Origin of the sequence: Pseudomonas sp. 58 R 12 (genome assembly GCF_900005865.1) — a bacterium.
GTDB lineage: Bacteria > Pseudomonadota > Gammaproteobacteria > Pseudomonadales > Pseudomonadaceae > Aquipseudomonas > Aquipseudomonas tritici.
In genome coordinates this window covers 356,525-382,593 of the sequence record NZ_CVTP01000017.1, presented here as the reverse complement: position 1 = coordinate 382,593, position 26,069 = coordinate 356,525, and the positions used below count along the sequence as shown (strand labels likewise).

24 protein-coding genes are annotated in these 26,069 nt (G+C 59.4%); 9 read left to right on the top strand and 15 right to left on the bottom strand.

The annotated features are described in order from the left end of the window. Nucleotides 1–64 precede the first annotated feature (64 nt). The 3 genes from BFP95_RS14640 to zwf are packed head-to-tail and all read right to left on the bottom strand — an operon-like array spanning nucleotide 65 to nucleotide 2,914. Nucleotides 65–730 carry a bifunctional 4-hydroxy-2-oxoglutarate aldolase/2-dehydro-3-deoxy-phosphogluconate aldolase gene (locus tag BFP95_RS14640; RefSeq protein WP_065873545.1) on the bottom strand — a complete coding sequence of 222 codons (666 nt, stop codon included), beginning with the start codon at nucleotides 728–730 and terminating at the stop codon, nucleotides 65–67. A 17-nt stretch (nucleotides 731–747) separates the two neighbouring features. Beyond that, a complete protein-coding gene (pgl, locus tag BFP95_RS14635; RefSeq protein WP_065873546.1) occupies nucleotides 748–1,461 on the bottom strand; it encodes a 6-phosphogluconolactonase in 714 nt (237 codons plus the stop codon). Then, nucleotides 1,448–2,914: a glucose-6-phosphate dehydrogenase gene (gene zwf / locus BFP95_RS14630; RefSeq protein ID WP_065873547.1), complete on the bottom strand. Its 1,467-nt coding sequence runs from the start codon at nucleotides 2,912–2,914 to the stop codon at nucleotides 1,448–1,450. The genes pgl and zwf overlap by 14 nt, the downstream gene beginning before the upstream one ends. 219 nt (nucleotides 2,915–3,133) lie before the next feature. Here zwf and BFP95_RS14625 point away from each other — a divergent pair, with 219 nt between their 5' ends. Next, complete coding sequence (locus tag BFP95_RS14625; protein ID WP_170039859.1) at nucleotides 3,134–3,994, top strand: MurR/RpiR family transcriptional regulator; 861 nt, start codon at nucleotides 3,134–3,136, stop codon at nucleotides 3,992–3,994. Between the two features lie 114 nt (nucleotides 3,995–4,108). Here the strand turns inward: BFP95_RS14625 and BFP95_RS14620 are convergent, their stop codons facing one another. From BFP95_RS14620 to BFP95_RS14585, 8 genes are all read right to left on the bottom strand, one after another. Then, nucleotides 4,109–4,954: a D-hexose-6-phosphate mutarotase gene (locus tag BFP95_RS14620; protein WP_065873549.1), complete on the bottom strand. Its 846-nt coding sequence runs from the start codon at nucleotides 4,952–4,954 to the stop codon at nucleotides 4,109–4,111. A gap of 102 nt (nucleotides 4,955–5,056) precedes the next feature. Then, nucleotides 5,057–6,403: a carbohydrate porin gene (locus BFP95_RS14615; RefSeq protein WP_015885551.1), complete on the bottom strand. Its 1,347-nt coding sequence runs from the start codon at nucleotides 6,401–6,403 to the stop codon at nucleotides 5,057–5,059. An 84-nt stretch (nucleotides 6,404–6,487) separates the two neighbouring features. Next, entirely contained in the window at nucleotides 6,488–7,648 is a 1,161-nt protein-coding gene (locus BFP95_RS14610) for an ABC transporter ATP-binding protein (RefSeq protein ID WP_065873550.1), read from the bottom strand. 2 nt (nucleotides 7,649–7,650) lie between these two features. Then, entirely contained in the window at nucleotides 7,651–8,496 is an 846-nt protein-coding gene (locus BFP95_RS14605; RefSeq protein WP_065873551.1) for a carbohydrate ABC transporter permease, read from the bottom strand. Further along, a complete protein-coding gene (locus BFP95_RS14600) occupies nucleotides 8,489–9,397 on the bottom strand; it encodes a carbohydrate ABC transporter permease (protein WP_003175732.1) in 909 nt (302 codons plus the stop codon). Before BFP95_RS14600 ends, BFP95_RS14605 begins: the two co-directional genes overlap by 8 nt. A gap of 178 nt (nucleotides 9,398–9,575) precedes the next feature. Continuing rightward, on the bottom strand, nucleotides 9,576–10,862 hold the full coding sequence (locus tag BFP95_RS14595) for an ABC transporter substrate-binding protein (protein WP_065873635.1): 1,287 nt from the start codon (nucleotides 10,860–10,862) through the stop codon (nucleotides 9,576–9,578). Nucleotides 10,863–10,965: 103 nt separating this feature from the next. Further along, nucleotides 10,966–12,225, bottom strand: coding sequence for a D-mannose isomerase (locus BFP95_RS14590; protein ID WP_065910349.1), 1,260 nt, complete (start codon nucleotides 12,223–12,225; stop codon nucleotides 10,966–10,968). 113 nt (nucleotides 12,226–12,338) lie between these two features. Next, entirely contained in the window at nucleotides 12,339–13,109 is a 771-nt protein-coding gene (locus BFP95_RS14585; RefSeq protein ID WP_065873553.1) for a hypothetical protein, read from the bottom strand. A 180-nt stretch (nucleotides 13,110–13,289) separates the two neighbouring features. Between BFP95_RS14585 and BFP95_RS14580 the strand changes: the two genes are divergently transcribed. Beyond that, the gene (locus tag BFP95_RS14580; RefSeq protein ID WP_065873554.1) at nucleotides 13,290–14,114 is read left to right on the top strand and encodes a hypothetical protein; all 825 of its coding nucleotides are present in this window, start codon (nucleotides 13,290–13,292) and stop codon (nucleotides 14,112–14,114) included. A 70-nt stretch (nucleotides 14,115–14,184) separates the two neighbouring features. Here BFP95_RS14580 and BFP95_RS14575 read toward each other — a convergent pair whose 3' ends face one another. The 3 genes from BFP95_RS14575 to BFP95_RS14565 all read right to left on the bottom strand — a co-directional run bounded on the left by BFP95_RS14575 (nucleotide 14,185) and on the right by BFP95_RS14565 (nucleotide 17,071). Next, nucleotides 14,185–15,012, bottom strand: a complete 828-nt coding sequence (locus BFP95_RS14575; protein ID WP_065873555.1) for an ATPase — start codon at nucleotides 15,010–15,012, stop codon at nucleotides 14,185–14,187. Between the two features lie 114 nt (nucleotides 15,013–15,126). Then, nucleotides 15,127–16,125: an NAD-dependent epimerase/dehydratase family protein gene (locus tag BFP95_RS14570; RefSeq protein ID WP_065910347.1), complete on the bottom strand. Its 999-nt coding sequence runs from the start codon at nucleotides 16,123–16,125 to the stop codon at nucleotides 15,127–15,129. 52 nt (nucleotides 16,126–16,177) lie between these two features. After that, complete coding sequence (locus BFP95_RS14565) at nucleotides 16,178–17,071, bottom strand: LysR family transcriptional regulator ArgP (RefSeq protein WP_065873557.1); 894 nt, start codon at nucleotides 17,069–17,071, stop codon at nucleotides 16,178–16,180. A 105-nt stretch (nucleotides 17,072–17,176) separates the two neighbouring features. On the opposite strand from BFP95_RS14565, the gene BFP95_RS14560 reads away from it, so the two are divergent. The 6 genes from BFP95_RS14560 (at nucleotide 17,177) to BFP95_RS14535 (ending at nucleotide 24,322) form a co-directional block, all read left to right on the top strand. Beyond that, entirely contained in the window at nucleotides 17,177–17,776 is a 600-nt protein-coding gene (locus tag BFP95_RS14560) for a LysE/ArgO family amino acid transporter (RefSeq protein WP_065873558.1), read from the top strand. Nucleotides 17,777–17,954: 178 nt separating this feature from the next. Continuing rightward, nucleotides 17,955–18,551 carry a superoxide dismutase gene (locus tag BFP95_RS14555; RefSeq protein WP_017125974.1) on the top strand — a complete coding sequence of 199 codons (597 nt, stop codon included), beginning with the start codon at nucleotides 17,955–17,957 and terminating at the stop codon, nucleotides 18,549–18,551. A gap of 153 nt (nucleotides 18,552–18,704) precedes the next feature. Beyond that, a complete protein-coding gene (locus tag BFP95_RS14550) occupies nucleotides 18,705–18,887 on the top strand; it encodes a hypothetical protein (RefSeq protein ID WP_065873560.1) in 183 nt (60 codons plus the stop codon). A 207-nt stretch (nucleotides 18,888–19,094) separates the two neighbouring features. After that, nucleotides 19,095–21,146, top strand: a complete 2,052-nt coding sequence (locus tag BFP95_RS14545; RefSeq protein WP_065873561.1) for a putative bifunctional diguanylate cyclase/phosphodiesterase — start codon at nucleotides 19,095–19,097, stop codon at nucleotides 21,144–21,146. Nucleotides 21,147–21,272: 126 nt separating this feature from the next. Continuing rightward, on the top strand, nucleotides 21,273–22,616 hold the full coding sequence (locus tag BFP95_RS14540; RefSeq protein WP_065873562.1) for an imelysin family protein: 1,344 nt from the start codon (nucleotides 21,273–21,275) through the stop codon (nucleotides 22,614–22,616). A 251-nt stretch (nucleotides 22,617–22,867) separates the two neighbouring features. Continuing rightward, nucleotides 22,868–24,322 (top strand): TrkH family potassium uptake protein, encoded by a 1,455-nt coding sequence (locus BFP95_RS14535; RefSeq protein WP_065873563.1) that lies wholly within the window; start codon nucleotides 22,868–22,870, stop codon nucleotides 24,320–24,322. On the opposite strand, the gene BFP95_RS14530 is transcribed toward BFP95_RS14535, so the two are convergent. Next, nucleotides 24,279–25,337 (bottom strand): AraC family transcriptional regulator, encoded by a 1,059-nt coding sequence (locus BFP95_RS14530; protein WP_065873564.1) that lies wholly within the window; start codon nucleotides 25,335–25,337, stop codon nucleotides 24,279–24,281. The genes BFP95_RS14535 and BFP95_RS14530 overlap by 44 nt on opposite strands. Before the next feature lie 160 nt (nucleotides 25,338–25,497). On the opposite strand from BFP95_RS14530, the gene BFP95_RS14525 reads away from it, so the two are divergent. Further along, nucleotides 25,498–25,809, top strand: coding sequence for a DUF962 domain-containing protein (locus BFP95_RS14525; RefSeq protein WP_049711785.1), 312 nt, complete (start codon nucleotides 25,498–25,500; stop codon nucleotides 25,807–25,809). The last annotated feature ends 260 nt before the right edge of the window (nucleotides 25,810–26,069 follow it).

The following is a 26,069-nucleotide window of genomic DNA, read 5'->3' as shown; positions in this document are numbered from 1 at the left end:
CACACCGACCAAGTGCACCGCAAAAATGCCGTTAAGCACAGCAACAACGATTCGATAAATCAGATCAATCCAACAGCGCCAGCGCTTCGGCGGTGACTTCCTGGATACGGGCCCAGTCGCCGTTCTTGATCCACTCAGGATCGAGCATCCAGCTACCACCTACGCACATCACGTTTTTCAACGCCATGTAGCTTTTGATATTGGCCGGGCTAACGCCGCCAGTCGGGCAGAACTTCACTTCGCCAAACGGGCCACCGAGGGCCTTGATGGCAGCAACGCCACCGCTGACTTCGGCTGGGAACAGCTTGAAGCGGCGATAGCCCAGGCCATAGCCTTCCATGATGCCCGAAGCATTACTGATGCCCGGCAGCAGCGGAATCGGGCTGTGCACCGACGCTTCCAGCAGGTCGCGTGTAATGCCGGGGGTGACGATGAATTGCGAGCCCGCCACTTCGGCCGCTTCGAGCATGTGGCGATCCAGCACAGTGCCGGCACCGGTGCACAGTTCAGGGCGTTGCTCGCGCAATACCTGAATGGCCTTGAGGCCGAACTCGGAACGCAGGGTCACTTCCAATGCGGTCAAACCGCCGGCTGCCAAGGCATCGGCCAGCGGCAGGATGTCCTGTTCGCGGGCGATGGTGATCACCGGCAGGATCCGCGCCTTCGCGCAGAGGCTGTCGATCAGGGCAACTTTATCCGCCATGGACACGGTCGGTTGAGGGCTTTTCATAGCGGCTGATCCTTGGCTCATGGGCACCAGTAAATCTCTAATGTAGGTTGCAAAAACGCGCGAATCGGCATGGCAGCGACATCGTCACTGGCCAGCGCGGCGCTCAAGGTGGTCAACTTCGAACTGCCGGAAATCGACAGTACGGTGTAGTGGGCAGTGGCAAGCAGCGCGCGACTCATGGTCAGGCGCTGATGGGGCACGGTCGGCGCCAGCATCGGCCAGCAACGGCGGGTACCGTCGGCCTGCAAGGCTTCAGTCAGGTTCGGGCTGTTGGGGAACAGCGATGCGGTGTGGCCGTCATCGCCCATCCCGAGCACCAGCACATCGATGGCTGGCAACTCGCCCAGCAGGCGATCAGCCTGCTCGGCAGCGTCTTCAAGGTTGGCCGCGGCGCTGTACAGGCTGAGAAACTTGGCCTTGGCCGCCGGGCCCTGCAGCAGGTGTTGCTTCAACAGGCCGGCATTGCTGTCGGCGTGTTCCACCGGCACCCAGCGTTCGTCGGCCAGGGTGATGGTGACCTTGGACCAGTCCAGGCCTTGCTTGGCCAAGTGCTGGAAAAACGCCACGGGGCTGCGGCCACCGGACACCACCAGGGTCGCTTCGCCACGGGCACTGATGGCTCCGCGCAGTTGCTCGGCCACATCATTCGCCAGGCCTTCCGCCAACAGCACCGGCGTGCGGTACTCGTGGGGGATTACGCCCTGCGGCAGTTTCAATTCAGATATCGCCATACCACGACCTCCCATCCCGCGTGATCAGTGCAATTGAGCTCATCGGCCCCCAGGAACCCGCCGCGTACGGCTTGGGCGCATCACCAGATTTTTTCCACCCGGCAATCAACTGGTCACACCACTTCCACGCGGCTTCGATTTCATCTTTGCGAACAAACAGGTTCTGATTGCCGCGCATGACTTCCAGCAACAACCGCTCATAGGCATCGGGAATCCGTGCGCTGCGGTAGGTGTCGGAAAAATTCAGTTGCAGTGGCCCGCTGCGCAGTTGCATGCCTTTGTCCAGGCCCTGCTCCTTGGTCATCACGCGCAAGGAAATACCTTCGTCCGGTTGCAGGCGGATGATCAGTTTGTTGCTGATCTGCAAGCGCTGCTCGGGGGCGAAGATGTAGTGGGACGGTTCCTTGAAGTGGATGACGATCTGCGACAGCTTTTGCGGCATCCGCTTGCCGGTGCGCAGGTAGAACGGCACGCCGGCCCAACGCCAGTTGCGGATATCGGCGCGCAGGGCGACGAATGTTTCAGTGTCGCTCTGGGTGTTGGAGTTCTCTTCTTCCAGGTAGCCCGGCACTGGCTTGCCAGCGCTGTAGCCGGCAATGTACTGGCCGCGCACCACTTGGGTGGTCAGGCCGTCCGGGCTGATGGGCGCCAGGGCCTTGAGCACCTTGACCTTCTCGTCGCGGATGCTGTCGGCGGACAGGTCGGCCGGCGGGTCCATGGCGATCAGGCAAAGCAGTTGCAACAGGTGGTTCTGGATCATGTCGCGCAACTGGCCGGCCTTGTCGAAGTAGCCCCAACGGCCCTCGATACCGACCTGCTCGGCCACGGTGATTTCCACGTGGGAAATGTAATTCTGGTTCCACTGGGTTTCGAACAGGCTGTTGGCGAAACGCAGCGCGATCAGGTTCTGGACGGTTTCCTTGCCCAGATAGTGGTCGATGCGGTAGGTGCGGTTTTCCGGAAAATACTGCGCCACGGCGTCATTGACCTTGCGCGAGGACTCCAGGTCCGAACCGATTGGCTTTTCCAGCACGACGCGGGTGTTTTCCGCCAGGCCGACCTTGGACAGGTTTTCGCAGATCGCGCCGTAGACCGCTGCAGGCGTAGCGAAATAGGCGATCAGACGCTGCTCGGTGCCGGCGATTTCCGCCAGGGCCACGTAGTCATCAGCCTTCATGAAGTCGACGTGAACGTAAGTCAGGCGCGCGAGGAAACGCTGGGCGATGGCTTCGTCCAGTTCCTTGCCGACGTATTTGCGCAGTGCTTGCTCGATGTGGGCCAGGTGCTGTTGCTCGGAACCGGCTTCACGGGCCAGTGCCAGGATGCGCGTGTCGTCGTGCAGCAACCCGGCGCCATCGAGTTGATAGAGAGCAGGAAATAACTTGCGCAGCGCCAGATCACCCAAGGCGCCAAACAGGGCAAAGGTGCAGGGTTCTACGGTTATCGAAGGCATGATGTTTGTTCTTTTATCAAGTTAAGCTACAAATACCTTTTTTCAAGGCATCACTCAAGGAAAAATGTAGTAATAACCACAACATTTTCCCGAAATACGCATTGCGAGTGGTGGTGTTCAGCTACCCTCAGTAGGATAGGCCACCGCAAAAGACCACTCATCGATTGGTCGCCACCTTTTATTTGCATCGTCGCCCGAAGGAAAGACTGAATGGACCGCGTGCGAAATCTTCTGGAACAGATCCGGAACCGCCTCGAAGAATTAAACAAGGCCGAGAAAAAAGTCGCCGAGGTCATCCTGCTCAACCCGCAGCAGGCGACCCGCTTCTCCATTGCCGCCCTCGCCCAGGCTGCCTCGGTCAGTGAACCGACGGTCAACCGTTTCTGCCGTTCGTTCGGCGTGAGCGGTTACCCTGAACTGAAATTGCAGCTGGCGCAAAGCCTGGCCAGTGGCGCGGCGTATGTCAGCCGCGCGGTGGAGGCCGATGATAACCCTGAGGCCTACACCCAGAAAATCTTCGGCAGCGCCATCGCCTCGCTGGACAGTGCCTGCCAGGCGCTGGACCCTGCCCTGATCAGCAAAGCCGTGGATTTGTTGATCCAGGCACGGCAGATCCACTTCTTCGGCCTGGGCGCTTCGGCCCCGGTGGCCATGGATGCGCTGCACAAGTTCTTCCGTTTCAACTTGGCTGTTACCGCCCACGCCGACGTGCTGATGCAGCGCATGATCGCCTCGGTGGCGCACACAGGCGAGTTGTTCGTGATCATTTCCTACACCGGGCGTACCCGTGAGCTGGTGGAAGTGGCGCGGATCGCACGGGAAAACGGCGCTTCCGTGCTGGGCGTGACGGCTGAGAATTCGCCGCTGGCCAAGGCCAGTACGGTAAGCCTGAACATTCCGCTGCCCGAAGACACCGACATCTACATGCCGATGACCTCGCGGATCATCCAGTTGACAGTGCTGGATGTGTTGGCGACCGGCATGACTTTGCGTCGTGGCGTGGATTTCCAGCCGCATTTGCGCAAGATCAAGGAAAGCTTGAATGACAGCCGGTATCCGGTGGGCGATGAGTTTAACTAAACACACATTTGAGGTGGCACTACTGGCCTAATCGCGGGCAAGCCCGCTCCCACATTTGGAATGCACTCCCCTGTGGGAGCGGGCTTGCCCGCGATGGTGCCATCAGCCACACCGTTAAACCCCGGCTCTAGCCTGCAAACTCAAATGCGCCCTCTCCCCCGGCGCCAAACTGGCCCCGGCCATCGCCGACTCCACGCACACAAACCCCGACGCCTCGTTAAAGCTCACCCCCAACAGCGGCCGGCTGCCGGGATGCCACACCACCGTGTCAGCGCTGTCACCCGTATCAATGCACAGTTCACGCTGCCAGGCGTGATCCTTGAGCTGCAACTCACCCTCGTGCTGGAACACCCGCTGGCACCCGCCCTCTACCCTTAGCTCACCTTCCTGCTGGCAAACCTGGCGATTGAGCTGGTCGTAACCTTGCGCGCCATCAAGCCCAGACAGCGCTACCTCATCAACGTGACCAATACGCCAATAAGCGTGCAAAGCATGGCTCAGCTGGCACGGGAGCTCGTCCTGGTGCTCGGTGCTCAGGCGCAGTTCCAGGGTCTCCCCGAGGTGCGCGTGCAGGTCGACCTGCCAGTCGCACAACTGCAATTGCCAATGCAGGCGCACGCCCTCATCGTCGGTGCTGCTGTCGAGCAGCTTCCAGTCGATCAGCCGCGCCCAGCCATGGGACGGCCACGCATTTTCGCTCGGGTGGCGGCCATACCACGGCCAGCACACCGGTACGCCACCACGAATGGCACCGACCTGTGGCCATTTGGCTGCACACCACAGCCAGGGTTTCTGGCCACGGGGTTGGAAGTGCAACAGCTGCGCGCCCTGGCGACTGAACACCGCCTGGCACAGCGGATGGTCGATCACCAACACGTCGCGCATCTGAAAGCGCTCCCAGGCGAACACCGGACGCTCGCGCAGGGATTTGAAAAAGCGTTGCAGCGGTTGCTCATGCATGTGCCACGGTCCTGAATATCTTCACAATGCGACCCAAAAAAAAGCGGATAGCCATGGCTACCCGCAAAATGCGCACAGAGAGAGGAGCTTATCGCAACAGCGTTAGAACGTAGACTGAATTTTCAGACCCGCCACGAGCGCGTTGTCGACTTTATCCACGCCGCCAGGCTGGACGACGTATTGCAGGTTAGGACGCACGGTCAGCCAGTTGGTAACGTGGAAGCCGTAGTTGATTTCGAAGTTGTACTCGGTCTCGCGAATGGGCGAGAACAGCGCATTGTCGTAATCATTCACGCCATTGGCGACGTTCAGCAGCTCAGCGTTTTTCTTCACGTCATCGTTGACGTGCAGGCGAGCAGCACCAATGCCGACGTCATCTTTTGGACGCGCGTCGAATGGGCCTTTGTACACCAGCATCAACGACTGATAGTTGTCGACCAGGTTGGTCTCTTTGTCGTGGAAGGTGGCGTTGGCCGCGATATTCAAGCCGCGGGAAGCGTCGCCGTTATGCGTGGTGAGTTGCTGTTGGGCAACAAACCAGTAGCCTTTCTTGCTGCTGCGGGTACGGTACGCGGCGCCAGTGGTAGCCGCATCGTTGCCGTTCACGTCTTCACGTACGTCGGCAGCATCAGCCGCGCTCTTGTAGTAACCCACACGGTATTCGCCCGGCAGGTTGTTGACCTTCGGCGACCAGACCAATTCCACCGGAATCACGGTGCCCTTGGTGCCGCTGCCGCTGAGCTTGAAGCCGTTGCCGTGCTCAAGCTGCGATGGGTTCTGGTTGTAGGCACCGATTTGCGCATACAGCTCAGGCGTGATGTTGTACTTCACGCGGATCGCGGCCTGGCTGACGGGCCAGTTGTACCAGGTGTTTACATAGTTACCGACCTGGGAGCCGCAGAACGACAGGTTCTGGAAGTCGCACGGGAAGGTGTTGAAGTCTTCGCCTTCACCGAAGTAGCCGAGTTTGACGTCCAGCTTGTTGTCGAACATCTGGTGCTGAATCCAGAACTGGGTCAGACGCACCATGTGGCCACGGCCGTAGACTTCCATCGACGAACTGAGCGTGCCGGCACGTGGGTCGCCGATGCGGTCGTTGGAGATGTTCTGGCCATTACGGTTGGTGAACTGGATCTTGGCCTGGGTGTTGTCCCAGCCCCACAGCTTTTGCAGGTCCAGCGCTACGCCCAGACCGAACTGGTCAGAGTAACGGCCGGTCCTGTCGTCGTTATAGCCGCCGCGCAGGTTGGCGCCCATTTCCCCTACGTAGTCAGCCTTGATGTCGATACCTTGCTCGATCAGCTTGGTACGCTCACCACCCCAATCGCCGGTCATCCACTTGGAGTCGGCACTGAATGCATCGGCCGCCATCGCATTGGCGGACAAAACCAGGGCTGCTGCAGCTGACATTTGGCAGATCAGCCGAGTGTTGTTGTGTTGCTTTTTCATCCCTACATCCTCGTCTTTATTGTTATTAAACTGTTTTTATCTAACGCGGGTTACTTTTTTATTTAAAACAACAACTTAGCTGCTTCAGCGGCCTTTGAATTGGGCCACGTTGTCGGCATGCCCCTGTGCGGGCAATGAAGAAGCAGTGCCTAGGCGTTCGCCAGTGTTGGCGTCGAACAGCAATACCTTGGCCGGATCAAATTGCAGGGTCAGGGTCTCGCCGACCTGGGGCGCCACATCCGGCGCCAAACGGCAGCAGACCTTGGTGTCATTGAGCTGCACGAACACCAGGGTGTCCGGACCGGTCGGTTCGGTGACCTGGACTTCAGCGCGAATGCTCGACGAACCGTTGCCCTCACCCGCCGCCAACACGATCTGTTCCGGGCGCAGGCCCAGAATCACATCACGGTCCTCCAGGCCTGCGTCGTTCATGCCTAACGGCAATTCGCAACGGGCCTGGCCGCTGTCGAGCAGCGCGACCAAACGACCTTCCTTGCGTTTTAGGCGCATAGGAACGAAGTTCATTGGTGGTGAACCGATAAAGCTTGCCACAAACAGGTTGGCCGGGTCGTTGTAAATTTCTTTCGGCGTGCCGAATTGTTGGATGATGCCGTCCTTCATCACCGCCACTTTGTCGCCCAGGGTCATCGCTTCGATCTGGTCGTGGGTCACGTAGACCGTGGTGGTCTTGAGGCGCTGGTGCATCAGTTTCATTTCGGTGCGCATCTCAACGCGCAGCTTGGCGTCGAGGTTGGACAGCGGTTCGTCGAACAGGTAGATCTTCGGCCGGCGCGCCAACGCACGGCCCATCGCAACACGCTGTTGCTGCCCGCCAGAGAGCTGGCCCGGCTTGCGGTTGAGCAGGTGTTCGATCTGCAGCAGCTTGGACACGCGCGCCACTTCAGTGTCGATCTCGGCCTGGGGCATCTTGCGGATCTTGAGGCCGAACTCGATGTTCTCGCGCACGCTCATGGTCGGGTACAGCGCGTAGGACTGGAACACCATGGCGATGTCGCGATCCTTGGGGCTCATGCCGCTCACGTCTTGATCACCGATCATGATCGCGCCGCCGGTGATGGTTTCCAGGCCCGCGATGCAGTTCATCAGCGTGGATTTACCGCACCCCGAAGGGCCGACCAGGATCAGGAATTCGCCTTCCTTGATCGACAGTTCGATGTTCTTCAAGGTGTCGGGCAGGCCGGCGCCATAGGTCTTGTTTACATTGCGAAGTTCAAGCGTAGCCATGATTACCCCTTGACCGCGCCGGCCGTGAGGCCGCGCACGAAATACTTGCCTGCGATCACATAGACCAGCAGGGTCGGCAGCCCGGCGATCATCGCCGCCGCCATATCCACGTTATATTCCTTGGCCCCGGTGCTGGTGTTGACCAGGTTGTTCAGCGCCACCGTGATGGGCTGGGAGTCGCCACTGGAGAACACCACGCCGAACAGAAAGTCGTTCCAGATCTGGGTGAACTGCCAGATCAGGCAGACCATGATGATCGGGGTCGACATCGGCAGGATGATCAGGCGGAAAATGGTGAAGAAACCGGCACCGTCCAGGCGTGCCGCCTTGATCAGCGCATCCGGAATGCTGACGTAGTAATTACGGAAAAACAGCGTGGTGAACGCCAGGCCGTAGACCACATGGATAAACACCAGGCCGGTGGTGGTGCTGGCGAGGCCCATCTTGCCGAGGGTGAAGGAAGCCGGCAGCAGCACGGTCTGGAACGGCAGGAAGCAACCGAACAACAACAGACCGAAGAACAACTGCGAACCCCGGAAGCGCCAGAACGACAGCACGTAGCCGTTCAACGCACCGATGGCGGTGGAGATCAGCACAGCGGGCACGGTGATCTTGATCGAGTTCCAGAAGTAGCCATCCACGGTGGCCCAGGCCTTGACCCAGCCGATGCCGGAGACCACGGTCGGCCAGCTCAGCAGGTTGCCGGTGCTGATGTCTTCCGGGGTCTTGAAGCTGGTGAGCAACATCACCACCAGCGGCACCAGGTACAGCAGCACGGCGAGAATCAACACCGCATAGATCGCGATGCGACTCAGGCTGATGGGCGATTTGGAGACGAGACTAGTCATTACGTTTGGTCCTCAGCTCGGAGTAGAGGTAAGGCACGATGATCGCGAGGATCGCACCGAGCATCAGGATTGCACTGGCCGAGCCCATGCCCATCTGGCCACGGCTGAAGGTGAACGAGTACATGAACATCGCAGGCAGGTCGGACGAGTAGCCGGGGCCGCCAGCCGTCATCGCCGCCACCAGGTCGAAACTCTTGATCGCAATGTGCGCCAGGATCATCACCGCACTGAAGAACACCGGACGCAGGCTTGGCAGCACCACGCTCCAGTAGATGCGCGGCAGGCTTGCGCCGTCGATCTGCGCAGCGCGGATGATCGACTGATCAACGCCACGCAGGCCCGCAAGGAACATCGCCATGATGAAGCCCGAGGCTTGCCATACCGCGGCGATCACCAGGCAATAGACCACGCGGTCCGGGTCGATCAGCCAGTCGAGACGGAAGCCTTCCCAGCCCCAGTCACGCAGGAGTTTGTCCAGGCCCATGCCCGGGTTGAGCAGCCATTTCCAGGCCGTACCGGTGACGATCATAGAGAGCGCCATCGGGTACAGGTAAATGGTTCGGATAAAGCCTTCGCGACGGATTTTCTGGTCGAGGAAGATCGCCAGTGTCACGCCGATCACCAGGGTGATGCCGATAAACATCCCGCCAAACAGGGCCAGGTTCTTGCTCGCGACCCACCAGCGGTCGTTGTCGAACAAACGCTCATACTGCGCGAGACCCGCCCATTTGTAGCTTGGCAGGAACGTAGACGTCGTGAACGACAGTACAAACGTCCACAGGATGTAGCCGTAGAAGCCCACCAACACGATGAACATGCTGGGCGCCAGCACCAGTTTGGGTAGCCAGCGCTGCAGTGCATCGAACGGCGAGGCTTTGCTGAAGACAGCAACAGAACTCATGGGGAAATCCAATACAGGGAAAAAGGACCAGCCAATAAACCTTGTGACGCTGGCTTTGTGGGAGCGGGCTTGCTCGCGAAGCAGGCGACGCGGTGTAACCGTTACACCGCGGTGATGCCTTCGCGAGCAAGCCCGCTCCCACACAAGCCCGGCTCCTACAAAAAGCCGCTACTTGGCCTTACTTAGCCGACTTGATCGCAGCGCCGAGTTTCTTGGCGGTGTCGGCCGGGTCAGCTTTCGGGTCGTTGATGTAGTTGGTCACGACGTCAAAGAACGCACCTTGCACAGCCAGGGTCGTGGCCATGTTGTGCGCCATGCTTGGCTGCAGGCCGCCGGTCTTGGCGTCTGCCAGGAAGTCCTTGGCAGCGGTCTGGGCGCACGAGTCGAAGCCGTACGAATCCATTTTGGTCAGCATGTCGTTACGCACAGGGATCGAACCCTTGTTGATGCTGAACACTTTCTGGAAGTTTTCACCCAGCACGACCTTGGCAATATCCTGCTGACCCGCCGCAGTGCCTTTGTCTTTCTGCTTGAATACCGCCAGGGAGTCGATGTTGTAGGTGAAGGCTTTGTCGGTGCCTGGGAAAGCTACGCACTCGTAGTCCTTGCCGGCGACTTTCTTGGCGGCGGTCCACTCGGACTTGGCCCAGTCACCCATGATCTGCATGCCAGCCTTGCCGTTGATGACTTTGCCCGCTTCGAGGTTCCAGTCCTGGCCTTTGCCGTCGACGTCCATGTAGGTCGCGACTTTCTTCAGCTCGGTCAGCGACTTGACCATTTCCGGACCGGTCAGTGCAGCGTTATCCAGGTCGACCAGGGCTTTCTTGTAGCCATCGGCCCCCATCACCGACAGGACGACGGCTTCGAAAACGGTGCTGTCCTGCCACGGCTGGCCACCATGGGCGAGCGGAATGAAGCCCGCGGCCTTGAGCTTGTCGCCCGCTGCGTAGAATTCTTCGAGGGTGGTTGGGTTCTTGGTGATGCCGGCTTTCTTGAAGACTTCCGGGTTGATCCACAGCCAGTTCACGCGGTGGATGTTGACCGGTACGGCAACGTAGTCACCGTCGTACTTCACGGTGTCGGAGACTTTCTTGTCGAGCAGGGAGTCCCATTTTTCGTCTTTGGCGACAGATTTCAGAACGTCGGTGTCGAGCAGGCCGGTGGACGCCCATTCCTGGATGTCGGGACCTTTGATCTGGGCAACGCCGGGCGGGTTGCCGGCGACCGCGCGGCTTTTCAGCACGGTCATGGCCGTTGCGCCACCGCCACCTGCGACGGCACCGTCTTTCCAGATGAAACCGTCTTTCTCAACTTGGGCCTTCAGGACATCTACAGCCGCTTTTTCACCGCCCGAGGTCCACCAATGCACAACTTCAACCGTCCCTTTCGAGTCGGCGGCAAATGCACTGAGGGGAAACAACGAGGCAATGGAAATAGCTACGGCGAGGCGATTAATCGCGTTCATCTGAATACCTTTCTTGTTGTTATGCATGCAAGTCTTAAGCTTGCGCTGCACGGAGTTTAAACATGGATTTTTGAGGCGCAGGTAACAAAGGGATGCACAAATGTCACCAACTGGTGACATAACACCCAGCCCCGATGGCACTGGCCATACTCGGTGCCAAGGGCAGTGCAGGCAGCACGACCGCTTGCCAAGCATGGTACAGGTCTGGCTTGCCGCCCCAGATGTTGCTGCTGGGTTGGTTGTGCGGGCTGAGTTCGTGGTGCCAACTGCCGTGGAGACGATCGATAAAGTGGGCCTCGCAAAACTCCCAGAAGCGCCGGTACCACGTTTCGTAGTGCAACTCGCCGGTACGCTTGAGCAGCGCCTGGGCAGCGGCGCTGGCTTCGGCGTGGGTCCAGTGCAGGCGTTCGCGCACCACCGGGCGGTGGTTCCAGTCCAGCGTGTAGACGATGCCGGGGGCGCCATCCACGGACCAGGCATATTCGCAGGCGCTGGCGAACAGGCCCTTGGCGTCGGTCACCAACCATTCTGGTGTGACGAGCCCGGCTTGCAGGCGCGCTGCCTCCAGGTGCAGCACCAGCCGCGCCCACTCGAAGCCGTGGCCGGGGGTAATGCCATAGGGACGAAAGCCATCGGCGGGGTTGTCTTCGTTGTAGCCGAGCAAAGGTTGCCAATGAATGTCGAAATGCTCGATCACCATGAACTGGTTACCGGCGGCGTGGGTGTGGATCACACGCTCGACGATCCGCAGCGCGCGGTCCAGCCAGCGTGTATCGCCGGTGACATCGGCCAAGGCGAGGAAGGCTTCGGTAGCGTGCATGTTGCTGTTGGCGCCGCGGTAGGCCTCGATGCCGCTCCAGTCTTGGGCGAACGACTCAAGCATCACGCCCTCCTCCTCGCTCCAGAAAAACTGGTCGATGATATGGATGGCGTCGTTCAACAGGTTTTGTGCGCCGGGAGCGCCGGCTACCACCGCCGAGCTGGCGGCCAGGGCGACAAAGGCGTGCAGGTAAGCAGCCTTGCCACGGTTGCCATCGAGGGCGTGGGGTGCGGCGAACCAGCCTCCGTGCTCAGCGTCGCGCAGCGGGCCACTGAGGGCTGCGACACCGTGTGCGACCAACTCGGCATACCCTGGCAAACCCAGGGCGTGGGCCATGGCAAAGCTGTGGGTCATGCGGGCGGTGTTCATGGTTTCGGCGTGGGCATTGGCCGGCAGTTGGCCTTTGTCGTCGAGGTTGCCGAAACCGTCAGGCAGTCGAGACGCCTTGGCGAATGCCAGCAGACGCTGGCCTTCGGCGGCAAGCCAAGCGTGATGGGCAGGCGCGTTCAGCCAACTGCTGGCAGGCAGTGGTTGCGTGGTCATGGGTGGCCCTTATTATTTTTTGTGGGGTGACCGGAGTCTAAACAAGGGCGCGGTGGGGGCATGTAACGAAGGGGATGGGAAATGTCACCGAGTGGTGACATTCAAGATTCGCATCACTCCCCACACTTGACCCTTGGAAACCGCCATTCAACTTGATGTTGATCAATTGAGACCTTTTCAGGTATCAAAACGCTACCGGACGGTAAGAACAACACCTGACCTACACCGTTGAAAACCGCGCCATTACAATGGTACTTACTGCTGAAATCAGCATACAACGCCACGTGTATGGCAAGCTCCCGCGCCTGCAATGTTACAGCATTGGCAGTTCCCATGAGCATGCTGACGCCTAGCAACAGTAAAATGCCGCCCGCAAGTTTCCGAAAAAAACCCTTGGCCGATTGCTCTTCGTTTATGAGCACCAGTAACAGCCACAGTGGTACGTAGAAGATCATGCCCGTCAGCAGCACTAACGCGAACACCAACACCACATTCTTGAAAAAATATACGATAGCAAGAGCAGTAACCGCCCAGGGAAAATTCCCGGCCGCCTCGGCAAATACCTGGTTCACCTCGCTGGCGGCCCATATGTACGCCAACGCTCCGTAGAACGTTACCCCGACGCCAATGACAGCCTTGCCCCAGACCGTATCGGAAAGTTTTTTATATAGAATATTTTCGGTCAGCAGCATTACGATCAAAGCAAAAGGAACAAGCAACGTGCAAAGCAGGCTGAGGAAAATGATGGGCGCGGGCAACTCAAACCAGACAGACAGGCCTACTAAAATATAAACAAGAATTAAACAGAGTGTGAATTTTGCAACGGTGTGCTTCAACGCTTGAAGCCAGACCCAGCATTCAGACAATTTTGTTTCAAATGACATTCGCATCAATTCCTTTTTTTGCGCAAAACTAATAACGTAATTACCACTTTACAGGTCATTCATCGACCCATGAGCGCGCGATTGTATTTATGATGCCCGCCCAGAGCAACGTGTCACCACCGACGCGTCCGTTTCAAGCGTCGGAACCCATCACTCAACTGCCGCAAACAAAGGACTGACATGCAACAACACACCACAACGACGAAACTTTCTTCCGGCAGCATATTTTATAATATTGGTTTAGGGCTTGGCATTGCCGGACTGGTCGCTCAACTAATATTCCAAAAGATTTGGCTGACAGAGACACTTATTCTTTGCGCAGGTGGATTATTCGGCATCGGCTACCTCACCTTTTTGTTCAACTTCATCAAGCATCGCTGGGCTTCATCCTTCGGCAAGGTATACCTGACTGTCGCCCACACCGCGATATTCTTTATTGCGTTTATACCTGCGCGCTGGTGTGTATCCAGCGTGATGGGGCTTCCAGCACAGGATTTCGATATAACGGTCAGCGTGGTCAGCGCACTGATTTATCCCAGCCTTTGGTTAATGGCTGCTTCCCTCATTATTCTATGCAATGCCTTAGTTGCGATACTGTTAGGCGTTCTCGTCCATATTTCCACGTTTCCAATTATTGACGACATCTTCAGGCTGTTAGCCCTGGCCTTTCCTGATGGGTCAGCCAAGGCCTTCATGCAGGCCGGCCGAAGAGAGTTCGCAGGACGCATGATCAAACACTGGGCGGGCGCTATCGTGGTGTCTCTTGTAATGAGTTTCGCGGGCGCTTGGCCGATGCAGGCGCTGGTGACCTATAAACAGCCGATAAAATGGATCGCTATCGCTGCCGATTATCAGCAAGCAGACCTTATGCCCGGAATCGAGCAAGACACCCGCTACCGCTTGCACGAGAATGGAGTGGTCTCCTATGCCAGCTTTGCAGACTGGCAAGTCTCAATCCGCGTTTCAATGGTCGGCAAGCCGATGGCACCCTTGATAACAGAATAGGAAGGGATTCTTGAGGCCGCTCGCCACAAGAGCCACTCCCCCGCCAGAGTGGCTCGACTGATTACTGAGGTTATTGCGTCGGCGTTGCGATCTGTCGTTGCAGGTTCTGCACCTGGCTCTGCAACGTGGTGATGTTGCGCGTGGTCTGGATACGGAACACGTCGAACTCTTTATTGGTTGGCGCGTCGCTGTTGGCCGGCTGGTTATCCTGCGCGCTTTTGAGCACTACCAGATCCTGCTCAATCCGGGCGATGGCCGCACTTGGGTTGCCCTGTTTCTTCAACGCGGCCACGTCAGCGGAAAGCTCCTTGATTTCGGCATCGCGCTTACCTGCGTCACCTTGCGCCGCCTTAAGCGTCGCCACGGCGTCGGTCAGGGCCTGGACCTGGCCTTGCAGCTTGCTGTTGGCGTTGGAGAGTTCAGTGGTGCTGGCCGTCATTTGCGCCAGCCGCTTATCCAACTCGGTGGCCTGGCCGGCCACGCCGACCTGCTGTTTGCCCTGCTCCAACAACTGGCTTTCGAGCTGCTTGATCTGCAGTTTCAACGCTTCGCTGCCGTTGTTGACGCTGGCTTCACTGGCCACCACCTTGCCGGAAATATCCTGCAGGCGCCCCGCCGCTTCTTCGCTGATGCGCGCAAAACTTTCCTGGGTGGCAACCAATTGCTGGCCCATCAGGGAAATCTGCTGGAAGCTCCACCAGGCCAGGCCCGCAAAAGCGATCAGCAGCGCGCCGATCAACGCCCATAACGGGCCGGTGCTGGCGCCCTTGACCTTGACTACCTTCGTGTTGCGCGAACGCACCGAGGTGGCCGGGGTCGGTTCGAAATCATCGTCATCCCCGACATCGGCCCGCAGGCTGGGAACGTTGTCGAAGTCGTCTTTAGCATCGTTGCGCATGAATCAACCCTGAATCGGTGAAATGGCGAGCGACGGGAGTATAAACCGCCTTCCCGGCGCACTGGTCGACCTGGAAGGCCAGATTCGGTTCCCCAAGTGTTGCCTGTTGTGTGCTCACTTGAACCCTGGGTCCTGGGCCTTACACCAACTGCAGAACTCGTCGAGGGCGGTCCACAGGCTGACCTTGGGCTCGTAGTCCAGATAATGCCTGGCGCGGCTGATGTCTAACGTGAAATCTTTGTTCATGACTTGCATGCCCAGGCGCGACAATGCTGGCTCCGGACGCCCGGGCCACATCGCGCAGAAGGCCTCGTTGAGGGCCGCCACGCTGTAGGACAAACCGTAGGACCGATACCGCGTTACCTGCGGCAACTCCATTTGGCGCATCACGTAGTTCACCACATCCCACACCGGCACTGGCGTGCCGTTGCTGATGTTGTAGGCCTTACCCAGTGCTGAACCGGTGGCGAGCAGGCTGCTGAGCAGCGCTTCATTGAGGTTGTGCACGCTGGTGAAATCGACCTTGTTCAGGCCGTCGCCGACGATAGCCAGGCGGTTCTTGCGCTGCATTTTCAGCAGGCGTGGGAAGATGCTCATGTCGCCGGCGCCGGTAACGAAGCGCGGGCGCAGGGCCAGCACTTCGAGGCCGAACTCCTGGGCGCCGAACACCTTTTGTTCCGCCAAGTATTTGGTGGCGGCATAGGGATGCTTGAAGCGCTTGGGGACTTGCTCTTCGGTCAGGCCCAGGTGGTCGCGGCCGTCAAAATAGATTGATGGCGACGACAAGTGCACCAGTCGGCCGACCCGTTGCTTGAGGCAGGCCTCGACCACGTTCTCAGTGACCTGCACGTTGCCTTGATGAAAGTCCTGATAGCGCCCCCACAGCCCGACAGCACCCGCGCAATGCACCACGGCTTCGACATCGCGGCACAGCCCGCGCACCAGGTCGGCGTCATTCAGATCACCCTGGATAAACTCGGCGCCGCGCCTCACCAGGTGTTCCACACCTTCAGCGCGCCGCCCGTTGACCCGCACGTCCAGGCCCTGCTCCAAGGCGAAACGCGCGAAGCGCCCGCCAATGAAGCCGCTTGCGCCGGTGACCAGAATCTTCATGTGTTACCCCGTGTGCTTTCGTTTTTCATCGCTGTTGCCTTGACGCGCGCCATTACTCCAACGGCACCAACCATTGGCCACATGCCTGGGCCAGGTGATCGGTCAACAAGCCCAGCAGTTGCCCGCCACTGCGCCAATGATGCCAGTACAACGGCACGTCGATGGGCTTATCTGGCAATAACTCGACCAATACGCCCTTTTCCAGTTGGTCGCGCACCTGCAATTCCGGCACCAGCCCCCAGCCCAGGCCTGCTTCTGTCAAACGGATGAAGCCTTCGGACGAAGGGCACAAATGGTGCTCGAAACCACCGTCCACGCCGAGGGACGCCAGGTAACGGTGTTGCAGGAAATCATCCGGGCCGAACACCAGTGCTGGTGTGCGCGCCAGTTGATCAGCGCGTACGCCATCCGGAAAGTGCCGGGTTATAAAAGCCGGGCTGGCCAGCGCCCGGTAGCGCATAGCGCCCAGCAACAGGCTGCGTGCCCCGGCAACCGGGCGCTCGCTGGCGCAGATGCAGGCGGCCACTTCGCCAGCACGCATGCGTTTGAGGCCCACGGTCTGGTCTTCCACCACCAAATCCAGCAGCAAATGGTGTTCGGCGCAAAAATCGCTGACGGCCTCTGCCCACCAAGTGGCCAGGCTATCGGCGTTCAACGCGATGCGCAGGCGCTCGGGCATGCCTTCCTCGTCCAGTGCCGGCACCTGACTTTGCAGGTCGCGTTCCAACAGGCGCACCTGTTGCACATGGTTGAGCAGGCGACGGCCGATCTCGGTAGGCGTCGGCGGCGTGGCCCGCACCAGCACCGGCTGGCCGATGCGCGCCTCGAGCAACTTGATGCGCTGGGAGATCGCCGATTGCGAGAGCCCCAACACTTGCGCGGCGCGCTCGAAGCCAGCCTGTTCCACCACCGCCGCCAGGGCAGAAAGCAATTTATAGTCGAACATCAGTTTCTCTAATGAGCGATCAGCAATATTTGTTTTTCTTATACAGCCTGTGCCAAGAGAATAGCCAGCATCGCTTCTCTTGGCAGCGGACACGGAGTAATCCCTATGTGGCAAAGTTATCTGAATGGCCTGCTGGTCGCGCTCGGCCTGATCATGGCCATCGGCTCCCAGAATGCCTTTGTATTGGCGCAAAGCCTGCGTCGCGAGCATCACTTGCCGGTCGCGGCGTTGTGCGTAGTGTGCGATGCCCTGCTGGTAGCCGCCGGGGTGTTCGGATTAGCGACGGTGCTGGCACAAAGCCCATTGCTGCTGGCGATTGCCCGTTGGGGCGGCGCAGCGTTCCTGATCTGGTACGGGGCTTGCGCACTGCGTCGGGCCTGTTCAAAACAGAGCCTGGAACAAGGCGACAACCTCAAGGTGCGCTCCTTGCGCGCCGTGTTGCTCAGTGCCTTGGCGGTGACGCTGCTCAACCCTCACGTGTACCTGGACACTGTTTTGCTGATCGGCTCTCTCGGCGCGCAGCAAACCGAGCCCGGCGCCTATGTGGCCGGTGCCGCCAGCGCCTCGTTCCTGTGGTTCGCCACGTTGGCACTCGGCGCGGCCTGGCTGGCCCCCTGGCTGGCGCGCCCCGCCACCTGGCGCCTGCTGGACCTATTGGTAGCGGTGATGATGTTCAGCGTGGCCTACCAATTGATCAGCGCCTGAGGAATATTCCAAAACGCTCTGGAACCTCTATCCCACACAGTTGTTGCGTGGTTTTGCCGCACCCCCGGTGCTATGATCCGGACCCTGCGCCGCAAAGAGTACAAACTCCCCGGCGCTTGTTTGGCCGCCCGTGATCGGCCTTGCGCTCACCGCAACTGACCTGATTAGGAGAATCATCATGGCTTTCGAATTGCCGCCGCTGCCCTACGCACACGATGCCCTGCAGCCGCACATCTCCAAGGAAACCTTGGAATTTCACCACGACAAGCACCACAACACCTATGTCGTGAACCTGAACAACCTGGTGCCAGGCACCGAGTTCGAAGGCAAGACCCTGGAAGAGATCGTTAAATCCTCTTCGGGCGGCATCTTCAACAACGCTGCTCAGGTCTGGAACCACACTTTCTACTGGAACTGCCTGGCGCCAAACGCCGGCGGCCAACCTACCGGCGCGCTGGCTGAAGCCATCAACGCTGCGTTTGGTTCGTTCGACAAGTTCAAGGAAGAGTTCACCAAAACGTCCGTCGGCACCTTCGGTTCCGGTTGGGGCTGGCTGGTGAAAAAGGCTGACGGTTCCCTGGCCCTGGCCAGCACTATCGGCGCCGGCAACCCGCTGACCAGCGGCGACACCCCGCTGCTGACCTGCGACGTGTGGGAACACGCCTACTACATCGACTACCGTAACGTGCGTCCAAAGTATGTGGAAGCGTTCTGGAACCTGGTCAACTGGAAGTTCGTGGCTGAGCAGTTCGAAGGCAAAACCTTCACTGCCTAAGCACCGCTTGCAGCAGAAAGAGCCCGGCGATTGCCGGGCTTTTTTGTGGGTGTTCCACAACGTCGACCTGCCCAGAATCGTGGAACGCGCGGAAGGGAATGTGCCACCCATCCAGCGAGAGGAATACCCCTCCCACACGCTTCTGGAGAATCAATGATGGAAGAAATCGGAAAAGCAGGCGCACAGATGGCGATGCAATTAATCACCGGACTTATGAAAGGCCTCGCCGGCGGGGCGGATGGCGGTGATGGCGCTGCTGCCAGCCCTCCCAGCAAACCAGGCGAGGACATGATGCCGCCGGCGCCACCAAAGATCGAGATTTCAGCCTATCAATAAAAGCGGCCACGGTAGGAAAGGCATTTGCCTGACCATACGTACGCCGAGCCCCTCACGCGGCGGAGCAAATCCGCCGTTTTTTCTGGTTTTTTCTCCCTCCCCACCGCCAAGACGTCTCCAGCCCTAATGTTCCTTTGACTGGCCTCACGGGATTGCCAATACTCATGGCATATTGAAGGCCACCCGCATGAGACAAGGAATGCCCCTTTGAAGCTGGAACTCAAGAACAGCTTGTCGGTGAAGTTACTACGGGTTGTGCTGCTGTCGGCATTGATCGTGGGCGTAGCGCTGAGCGTGGCGCAGATCGTTTTCGATGCCTACAAGACGCGCCAGGCCGTGGCCGGCGATGCCCAGCGCATCCTCGACATGTTTCGCGACCCCTCGACCCAGGCCGTCTACAGCCTGGACCGCGAAATGGGCATGCAAGTGATTGAGGGCCTGTTCCAGGATGACGCGGTGCGCATGGCGTCCATCGGCCACCCCAACGAAACCATGCTGGCCGAGAAGAGCCGCGCCTTGCAGCACGCCCCGAGCCGCTGGCTGACCGACCTGATTCTTGGCCAGGAACGCACGTTTACCACGCCTCTGGTCGGCAAAGGCCCCTACAGCGAGTATTACGGCGACCTGAGTATCACCCTCGACACGGCCACCTATGGCCAGGGATTTATCGTCAATTCGGTGATCATCTTTATTTCCGGTGTATTGCGCGCCCTGGCCATGGGCCTGGTGCTCTACCTGGTTTATCACTGGCTGCTGACCAAGCCGCTGTCGCGGATTATCGAACACCTGACGTCGATCAACCCGGACCGGCCCAGCGAACACAAGATCCCGCAGCTCAAGGGTCACGAACGCGACGAATTGGGGCTGTGGATCAACACCGCCAACCAGCTGCTCGAGTCCATCGAGCGCAATACCCACCTGCGCCATGAAGCCGAAACCAGCCTGCTGCGCATGGCCCAGTATGACTTCCTGACCGGTTTACCGAACCGCCAGAAACTGCAGGAGCAACTGGACAAGATCCTCATTGACGCAGGCCGCCGACAACGGCGCGTAGCGGTGTTGTGCGTGGGGCTGGATGATTTCAAAAGCGTCAACGAACAGTTCACCTACCAGGCCGGTGACAAACTGCTGCTGGCGCTGGCCGACCGTTTACGCGCGCACAGTGGGCGCCTCGGTACCCTGGCCCGTCTGGGCGGAGACCAGTTCGCGCTGGTCCAAGCCGATATCGAACAGCCTTACGAGGCCGCCGAGCTGGCACAAAGCATCCTTGATGACCTGGAAGCAGACTTCGTCCTCGACCACGAACGGATCCGCCTGCGCGCCACCATCGGCATCACCTTATTCCCAGAAGACGGCGACAGCACTGAAAAGCTGCTGCAAAAAGCCGAACAGACCATGACCCTGGCCAAGACCCGCTCGCGCAACCGCTATCAGTTCTATATCGCCAGCGTCGACAGTGAGATGCGCCGCCGCCGGGAGCTGGAAAAAGACCTGCGCGACGCCCTCAGCCGCAACCAATTCCACCTGGTGTACCAGCCGCAGATCAGTTACCGCGACCACCGTGTGGTGGGCGTGGAAGCCCTGTTGCGCTGGGAGCATCCGGAACACGGCCTGGTCCCGCCGGACCTGTTTATCCCGCTGGCGGAGCAGAACGGCACGATTATCCCGATAGGCGAATGGGTACTCGACCAAGCCTGCCGCCAATTGCGCGAATGGCACGACCTGGGCTTTACCGATCTGCGCATGGCGGTCAACCTGTCCACCGTGCAGTTGCACCACACCGAATTGCCGCGGGTGGTTAATAACCTGATGCAAATCTACCGCTTGCCGCCGCGCAGCCTGGAACTGGAAGTCACGGAAACCGGCCTGATGGAAGACATCAGCACCGCCGCCCAGCACCTGCTGAGCCTGCGCCGGTCCGGTGCGTTGATCGCGATTGATGACTTCGGCACCGGCTACTCATCCCTCAGCTATTTGAAAAGCCTGCCCTTGGACAAGATCAAGATCGACAAGAGCTTCGTCCAGGACCTGCTGGACGATGACGACGACGCCACCATCGTGCGCGCGATCATCCAGCTGGGCAAAAGCCTGGGCATGCAGGTGATCGCCGAAGGCGTGGAAACCGCTGAGCAAGAGGCCTACATCATCTCCGAAGGCTGCCATGAAGGTCAGGGATACCACTACAGCAAACCCTTGCAGGCCCGAGAGCTGGCGGCTTTTTTGAAGCAGTCGGAGCGCAATAACGCCGCCATTCTCTGACTTGGCATAACGATACTGAATATTTCCCGCGTATAACCCTTTACACAAAATGCAAATCTTTCGCATTATGTCGCAGTTTTGCGCGCCCCCGCGCGCCCTCTCAACAACCGAAGCAGGATGTTCGCCATGATTCGTATGCCCCTGGCCACCGCCAGTCTGCTGGCCATTGCCATTTCTCTCGCCGGTTGCGGCGAAGGTAAAGACAAGGCCCCTGCAAACCAGGCGCCGACCCCGGCTGCCAGCACCACCGCTCCAGCCGCTGCCACCCCTGCCGGCCAGGTCGACGAAGCAGCCGCCAAGGCCGTGGTCGCGCATTACGCAGAAATGGTGTTTGCGGTCTACAGCGACGCCGAGTCCACCGCTAAAACCCTGCAAACCGCGATCGACGCGTTTCTCGCCAAGCCGAACGACGAAACCCTGAAAGCCGCGCGTACCGCCTGGGTGGCCGCCCGCGTTCCGTACCTGCAGAGCGAAGTGTTCCGCTTCGGCAACACCATCATCGACGACTGGGAAGGCCAGGTGAACGCATGGCCGCTCGACGAAGGCCTGATCGACTACACCGACAAGTCCTACGAACACGCCCTGGGTAACCCAGGCGCTACCGCCAACATCATCGCCAATACCGAGATCCAGGTCGGCGAAGACAAGGTCGACGTGAAGGACATCACCCCGGAAAAACTCGCCAGCCTCAATGAGCTGGGCGGTTCCGAGGCCAACGTCGCCACCGGTTACCACGCCATCGAATTCCTGCTCTGGGGCCAAGACCTGAACGGCACCGGCCCAGGCGCCGGCAACCGTCCTGCGTCGGACTACCTGACCGGCGACGGTGCCACCGGCGGCCACAACGAGCGTCGCCGTGCCTACCTGAGCGCTGTGACTCAACTGCTGGTCAGCGACCTGGAAGAAATGGTCGGCAACTGGAAACCCAACGTCGAAGACAACTACCGCGCCACCCTGGAGGCAGAACCTGCCACCGACGGCCTGCGCAAGATGCTGTTCGGCATGGGCAGCCTGTCCCTGGGCGAGCTGGCCGGTGAGCGCATGAAGGTTTCCCTGGAAGCCAACTCGCCGGAAGACGAGCAGGACTGCTTCAGCGACAACACCCACAACTCGCACTTCTACGACGCCAAGGGTATCCGCAACGTCTACCTGGGCGAGTACACCCGTGTTGACGGCACCAAAATGACCGGCGCCAGCCTGTCGTCCCTGGTGGCCAAGGCCGATCCAGCTGCCGATACCGCGCTGAAAGCGGACCTGGCAGCCACCGAAGCGAAGATCCAGGTCATGGTTGACCACGCCAACAAGGGTGAGCACTACGACCAGTTGATCGCTGCGGGTAACGATGCGGGCAACCAGATCGTGCGTGACGCCATCGCTGCGCTGGTCAAGCAGACCGGTTCGATCGAAGCGGCGGCAGGCAAGCTGGGCATCAGCGACTTGAACCCGGACAGCGCTGATCACGAGTTCTGATCAGTAGCGCGTTAAAAAAGGCGACCTTCGGGTCGCCTTTTTTGTGCGCGCTACCTGCTACCACACAACTCCTGTGGGAGCTGGCTTGCCTGCGATAGCGAGCTGTCAGTTGACGAATGTTTCGCAGACCCACCGCTATCGCAGGCAAGCCGGCTCCCACACTTGACCGGTTTCGCCTCGGACGCCCCGGTTTACAAGACCTGCACCGCAGGTAGAATGGCGCCTCTACCCAATAACCCCGAGCTCACTTCATGGCGTTGCCGACCCTACGCATCATCGGTTTCATCATCGGCATCTTCCTGATCACCCTCGCGATCGCCATGGTCGTGCCAATGGCGACCCTGGTGATCTTCGAACGCACCCGTGACCTACCCTCTTTCCTGTGGGCCAGCATGATCACCTTTCTCGCCGGCCTGGCCCTGGTGATCCCGGGTCGCCCCGAGCATGTGCACCTGCGCCCGCGGGACATGTACCTACTCACCGTTACAAGCTGGGTGGTGGTATGCATCTTTGCTGCGCTGCCGTTTCTGTTGACCCAGCACATCAGCTACACCGACTCGTTTTTTGAAAGCATGTCCGGCATCACCGCCACCGGCTCCACCGTATTAAGCGGCCTGGACGCCATGTCGCCAGGCATCCTGATGTGGCGCTCGCTGCTGCACTGGCTGGGTGGCATCGGCTTTATCGGCATGGCGGTGGCGATCCTGCCACTGCTGCGTATCGGTGGCATGCGCCTGTTCCAGACCGAATCCTCGGACCGCTCGGAAAAGGTCATGCCCCGCTCGCACATGGTGGCGCGGCTGATCGTGGCGGCCTACGTCGGTATCACCATCCTCGGCAGCCTGGCGTTCTGGTGGGCCGGGATGGGCCTGTTCGATGCGATCAACCACGCGATGTCGGCGATTTCCACCGGGGGGTTCTCCACCTCCGATGAATCCCTGGCCCACTGGAAACAACCGGCGGTGCACTGGGTGGCGGTGGTGGTGATGATCCTCGGCAGCTTGCCGTTCACCCTGTACGTGGCCACGTTGCGCGGCAACCGCCGGGCGTTGATCAAGGACCAGCAGGTACAAGGCTTGCTCGGATTGTTGCTGGTGACCTGGCTGGTACTGGGCACCTGGTACTGGTGGACCACCAACCTGCATTGGCTGGACGCCCTACGTCATGTGGCGTTGAACGTGACCTCGGTGGTCACCACCACAGGTTTTGCATTGGGGGACTACAGCCTGTGGGGCAACTTCTCACTGATGCTGTTCTTTTACCTGGGCTTTATCGGTGGTTGTTCAGGCTCTACGGCGGGTGGGATCAAGATCTTCCGCTTTCAGGTCGCCTATATCCTGCTCAAGGCCAACTTGAACCAGTTGATTCACCCGCGCGCGGTGATCAAGCAGAAGTACAACGGCCATCGCCTTGACGAAGAGATCGTGCGTTCGATCCTGACGTTCTCGTTTTTCTTCGCCATCACCATCTGCGCCATCGCCCTGGCCTTGTCGCTGCTGGGACTGGACTGGATGACCGCCTTGACCGGCGCAGCCAGTACCGTGTCCGGCGTCGGCCCGGGCCTGGGGGAAACCATTGGCCCGGCGGGCAACTTCGCCAGCCTGCCGGATGCGGCCAAGTGGATTCTGTCACTCGGCATGCTGTTGGGCCGGCTGGAGATCATTACAGTCTTTGTTCTGTGCATTCCGGCGTTTTGGCGTCACTGACGGCTGACGCTTCCAGCAACCGCGCCCGGTATTCGCCGGGCGTGGCGTCGAACCAACGACGAAACGCGCGAAAGAAGTTGCTCGGGTCGGCAAAACCCAACAGGTAGGCGATTTCCAATAACGTCATGCTGGGCTGCGCCAGGTACTGCTCGGCCAGTTCGCGGCGGGTGTCATCGAGCAGGGTCTGGAAGCTGGTGCCCTCCTCCTGTAGACGCCGCTGCAACGTGCGCTGGGAAAGGTGCAACGTCTGGGCCACCACTTCTCGCTTGGGCTCACCTTGGGGCAACAGGCGGCACAACACCTGCCGTGCCTTGTGGGTCACGCGGCTTTCCGAAAAACGCGCCAGGTATTCGCCGGCAAATCGATCATGCAGCAGCGCCATGGCCTCGTTGGCCGTGGGCAGCGGCGCGTCCATGTCGGCCCGCTCGAAAATCAGCGCGTCATAGGGCGCGTTGAATTCCAAAGGTGCATGGAAGGCTTGTTTGTAGGGCGACAGGTCCGCCGGTTGATCACCCTGCAACACTACCTTGCGCGGCTGCAGGGTACGGCCGGTCAGCCAACCGCACAGGGCCAGGGCACTGGCCAGCGACGCTTCGGCGCTTTGTCGGGTGGGCGGCAGGTGATCGCCATGCACCGTCAGAATCAGCGCATAACCTTCGGGGATCAGTCGGAAACTCAGGTCGGCACTTTCGGCGATGATGCGCTGGTAGCGCACCAGGCGCATAAAGCCCTCGGCAAGGGTATTGCTGGACATCAGTGCATAGCCAGCCACATGAAACGACGCCGGGCGCACCACTTTACCCATGTTCAAGCCGATCGCCGGGTTGCCTGAAAGCTCCACCGCCCGTTGCCACAGGCGCGTCATGGAGTCTTGCGGAAACCGCGCATCGGGTTCACTCAGGGCGGCGTAGTCCAGGCCGAGCTGCTTGAACAAGGCGCGGCAATCCAGGCCGTCCATTTCCAATGCCTTGACGATCCCCATCGCCCAGCTTGCAGAAGTTGTTCGTTCGCTCATGGCGTCTTCTTAAAAAAGCAGGTTCAAATGGCAGCCAGGAAGCCAAGGATACTAAAGTGGCGTCTATTGTCACTGGCTGTTACTACTGATCACTCTAGACTCAAATAAGCTCCCCGCCGAACACCTGTTGGGCGGCATAACAATCAAAGGGCCGGTCACTGTGGAAAACGTCAAGCAATTCAATAGCTTTGCTGAGTTCTATCCTTATTACCTGAGCGAGCACGGCAACAGCACGTGCCGGCGCCTGCATTTTATCGGCACCACGCTGGTGATCGGAATTTTGGCGTACGCCATCGGCAGAGGCTCGCTGGGCCTACTGATTGCCGTGCCGATTGCCGGCTACAGCTTTGCGTGGATCGGCCACTTCTTCTTCGAAAAAAATCGCCCGGCGACGTTTCAGCACCCGTTCTACAGCTTGCTCGGGGATTTTGTGATGTATCGCGACATGATCCTGGGCAAAGTGCCGTTCTAAAGGTAAGTGTGACCCCATGTCACTTGCGTTTGCAGGATGAAGGGTCGCCTATCCGTCGAGATAAAAGTCTATTTGTCATTTACAGTGCTGTATCCTGCCAAGGCTTTTTGAGAGCGCGGAATCACCTGCGATTGAAAAAACAGACCTTGCGAGGAGCGACGACGATGCACGAGATACCTAATCTCCCCTTCCCAAGCCTGCACCCTACAGAGCAGCCAACACCGCAGCAGGCCAGCGACAAGCAGCCTGAGGCCAGAGAA

Excerpts from the sequence above, each read along its gene's own strand:
- BFP95_RS14640 (WP_065873545.1), bottom strand. The coding sequence starts at position 730 with ATGAAAAGCCCTCAACCGACCGTGTCCATGGCGGATAAAGTTGCCCTG.
- pgl (WP_065873546.1), bottom strand. The coding sequence starts at position 1,461 with ATGGCGATATCTGAATTGAAACTGCCGCAGGGCGTAATCCCCCACGAG.
- zwf (WP_065873547.1), bottom strand. The coding sequence starts at position 2,914 with ATGCCTTCGATAACCGTAGAACCCTGCACCTTTGCCCTGTTTGGCGCC.
- BFP95_RS14620 (WP_065873549.1), bottom strand. The coding sequence starts at position 4,954 with ATGCATGAGCAACCGCTGCAACGCTTTTTCAAATCCCTGCGCGAGCGT.
- BFP95_RS14615 (WP_015885551.1), bottom strand. The coding sequence starts at position 6,403 with ATGAAAAAGCAACACAACAACACTCGGCTGATCTGCCAAATGTCAGCT.
- BFP95_RS14610 (WP_065873550.1), bottom strand. The coding sequence starts at position 7,648 with ATGGCTACGCTTGAACTTCGCAATGTAAACAAGACCTATGGCGCCGGC.
- BFP95_RS14605 (WP_065873551.1), bottom strand. The coding sequence starts at position 8,496 with ATGACTAGTCTCGTCTCCAAATCGCCCATCAGCCTGAGTCGCATCGCG.
- BFP95_RS14600 (WP_003175732.1), bottom strand. The coding sequence starts at position 9,397 with ATGAGTTCTGTTGCTGTCTTCAGCAAAGCCTCGCCGTTCGATGCACTG.
- BFP95_RS14595 (WP_065873635.1), bottom strand. The coding sequence starts at position 10,862 with ATGAACGCGATTAATCGCCTCGCCGTAGCTATTTCCATTGCCTCGTTG.
- BFP95_RS14590 (WP_065910349.1), bottom strand. The coding sequence starts at position 12,225 with ATGACCACGCAACCACTGCCTGCCAGCAGTTGGCTGAACGCGCCTGCC.
- BFP95_RS14585 (WP_065873553.1), bottom strand. The coding sequence starts at position 13,109 with ATGTCATTTGAAACAAAATTGTCTGAATGCTGGGTCTGGCTTCAAGCG.
- BFP95_RS14580 (WP_065873554.1), top strand. The coding sequence starts at position 13,290 with ATGCAACAACACACCACAACGACGAAACTTTCTTCCGGCAGCATATTT.
- BFP95_RS14575 (WP_065873555.1), bottom strand. The coding sequence starts at position 15,012 with ATGCGCAACGATGCTAAAGACGACTTCGACAACGTTCCCAGCCTGCGG.
- BFP95_RS14570 (WP_065910347.1), bottom strand. The coding sequence starts at position 16,125 with ATGAAGATTCTGGTCACCGGCGCAAGCGGCTTCATTGGCGGGCGCTTC.
- BFP95_RS14565 (WP_065873557.1), bottom strand. The coding sequence starts at position 17,071 with ATGTTCGACTATAAATTGCTTTCTGCCCTGGCGGCGGTGGTGGAACAG.
- BFP95_RS14560 (WP_065873558.1), top strand. The coding sequence starts at position 17,177 with ATGTGGCAAAGTTATCTGAATGGCCTGCTGGTCGCGCTCGGCCTGATC.
- BFP95_RS14555 (WP_017125974.1), top strand. The coding sequence starts at position 17,955 with ATGGCTTTCGAATTGCCGCCGCTGCCCTACGCACACGATGCCCTGCAG.
- BFP95_RS14550 (WP_065873560.1), top strand. The coding sequence starts at position 18,705 with ATGATGGAAGAAATCGGAAAAGCAGGCGCACAGATGGCGATGCAATTA.
- BFP95_RS14540 (WP_065873562.1), top strand. The coding sequence starts at position 21,273 with ATGATTCGTATGCCCCTGGCCACCGCCAGTCTGCTGGCCATTGCCATT.
- BFP95_RS14535 (WP_065873563.1), top strand. The coding sequence starts at position 22,868 with ATGGCGTTGCCGACCCTACGCATCATCGGTTTCATCATCGGCATCTTC.
- BFP95_RS14530 (WP_065873564.1), bottom strand. The coding sequence starts at position 25,337 with ATGAGCGAACGAACAACTTCTGCAAGCTGGGCGATGGGGATCGTCAAG.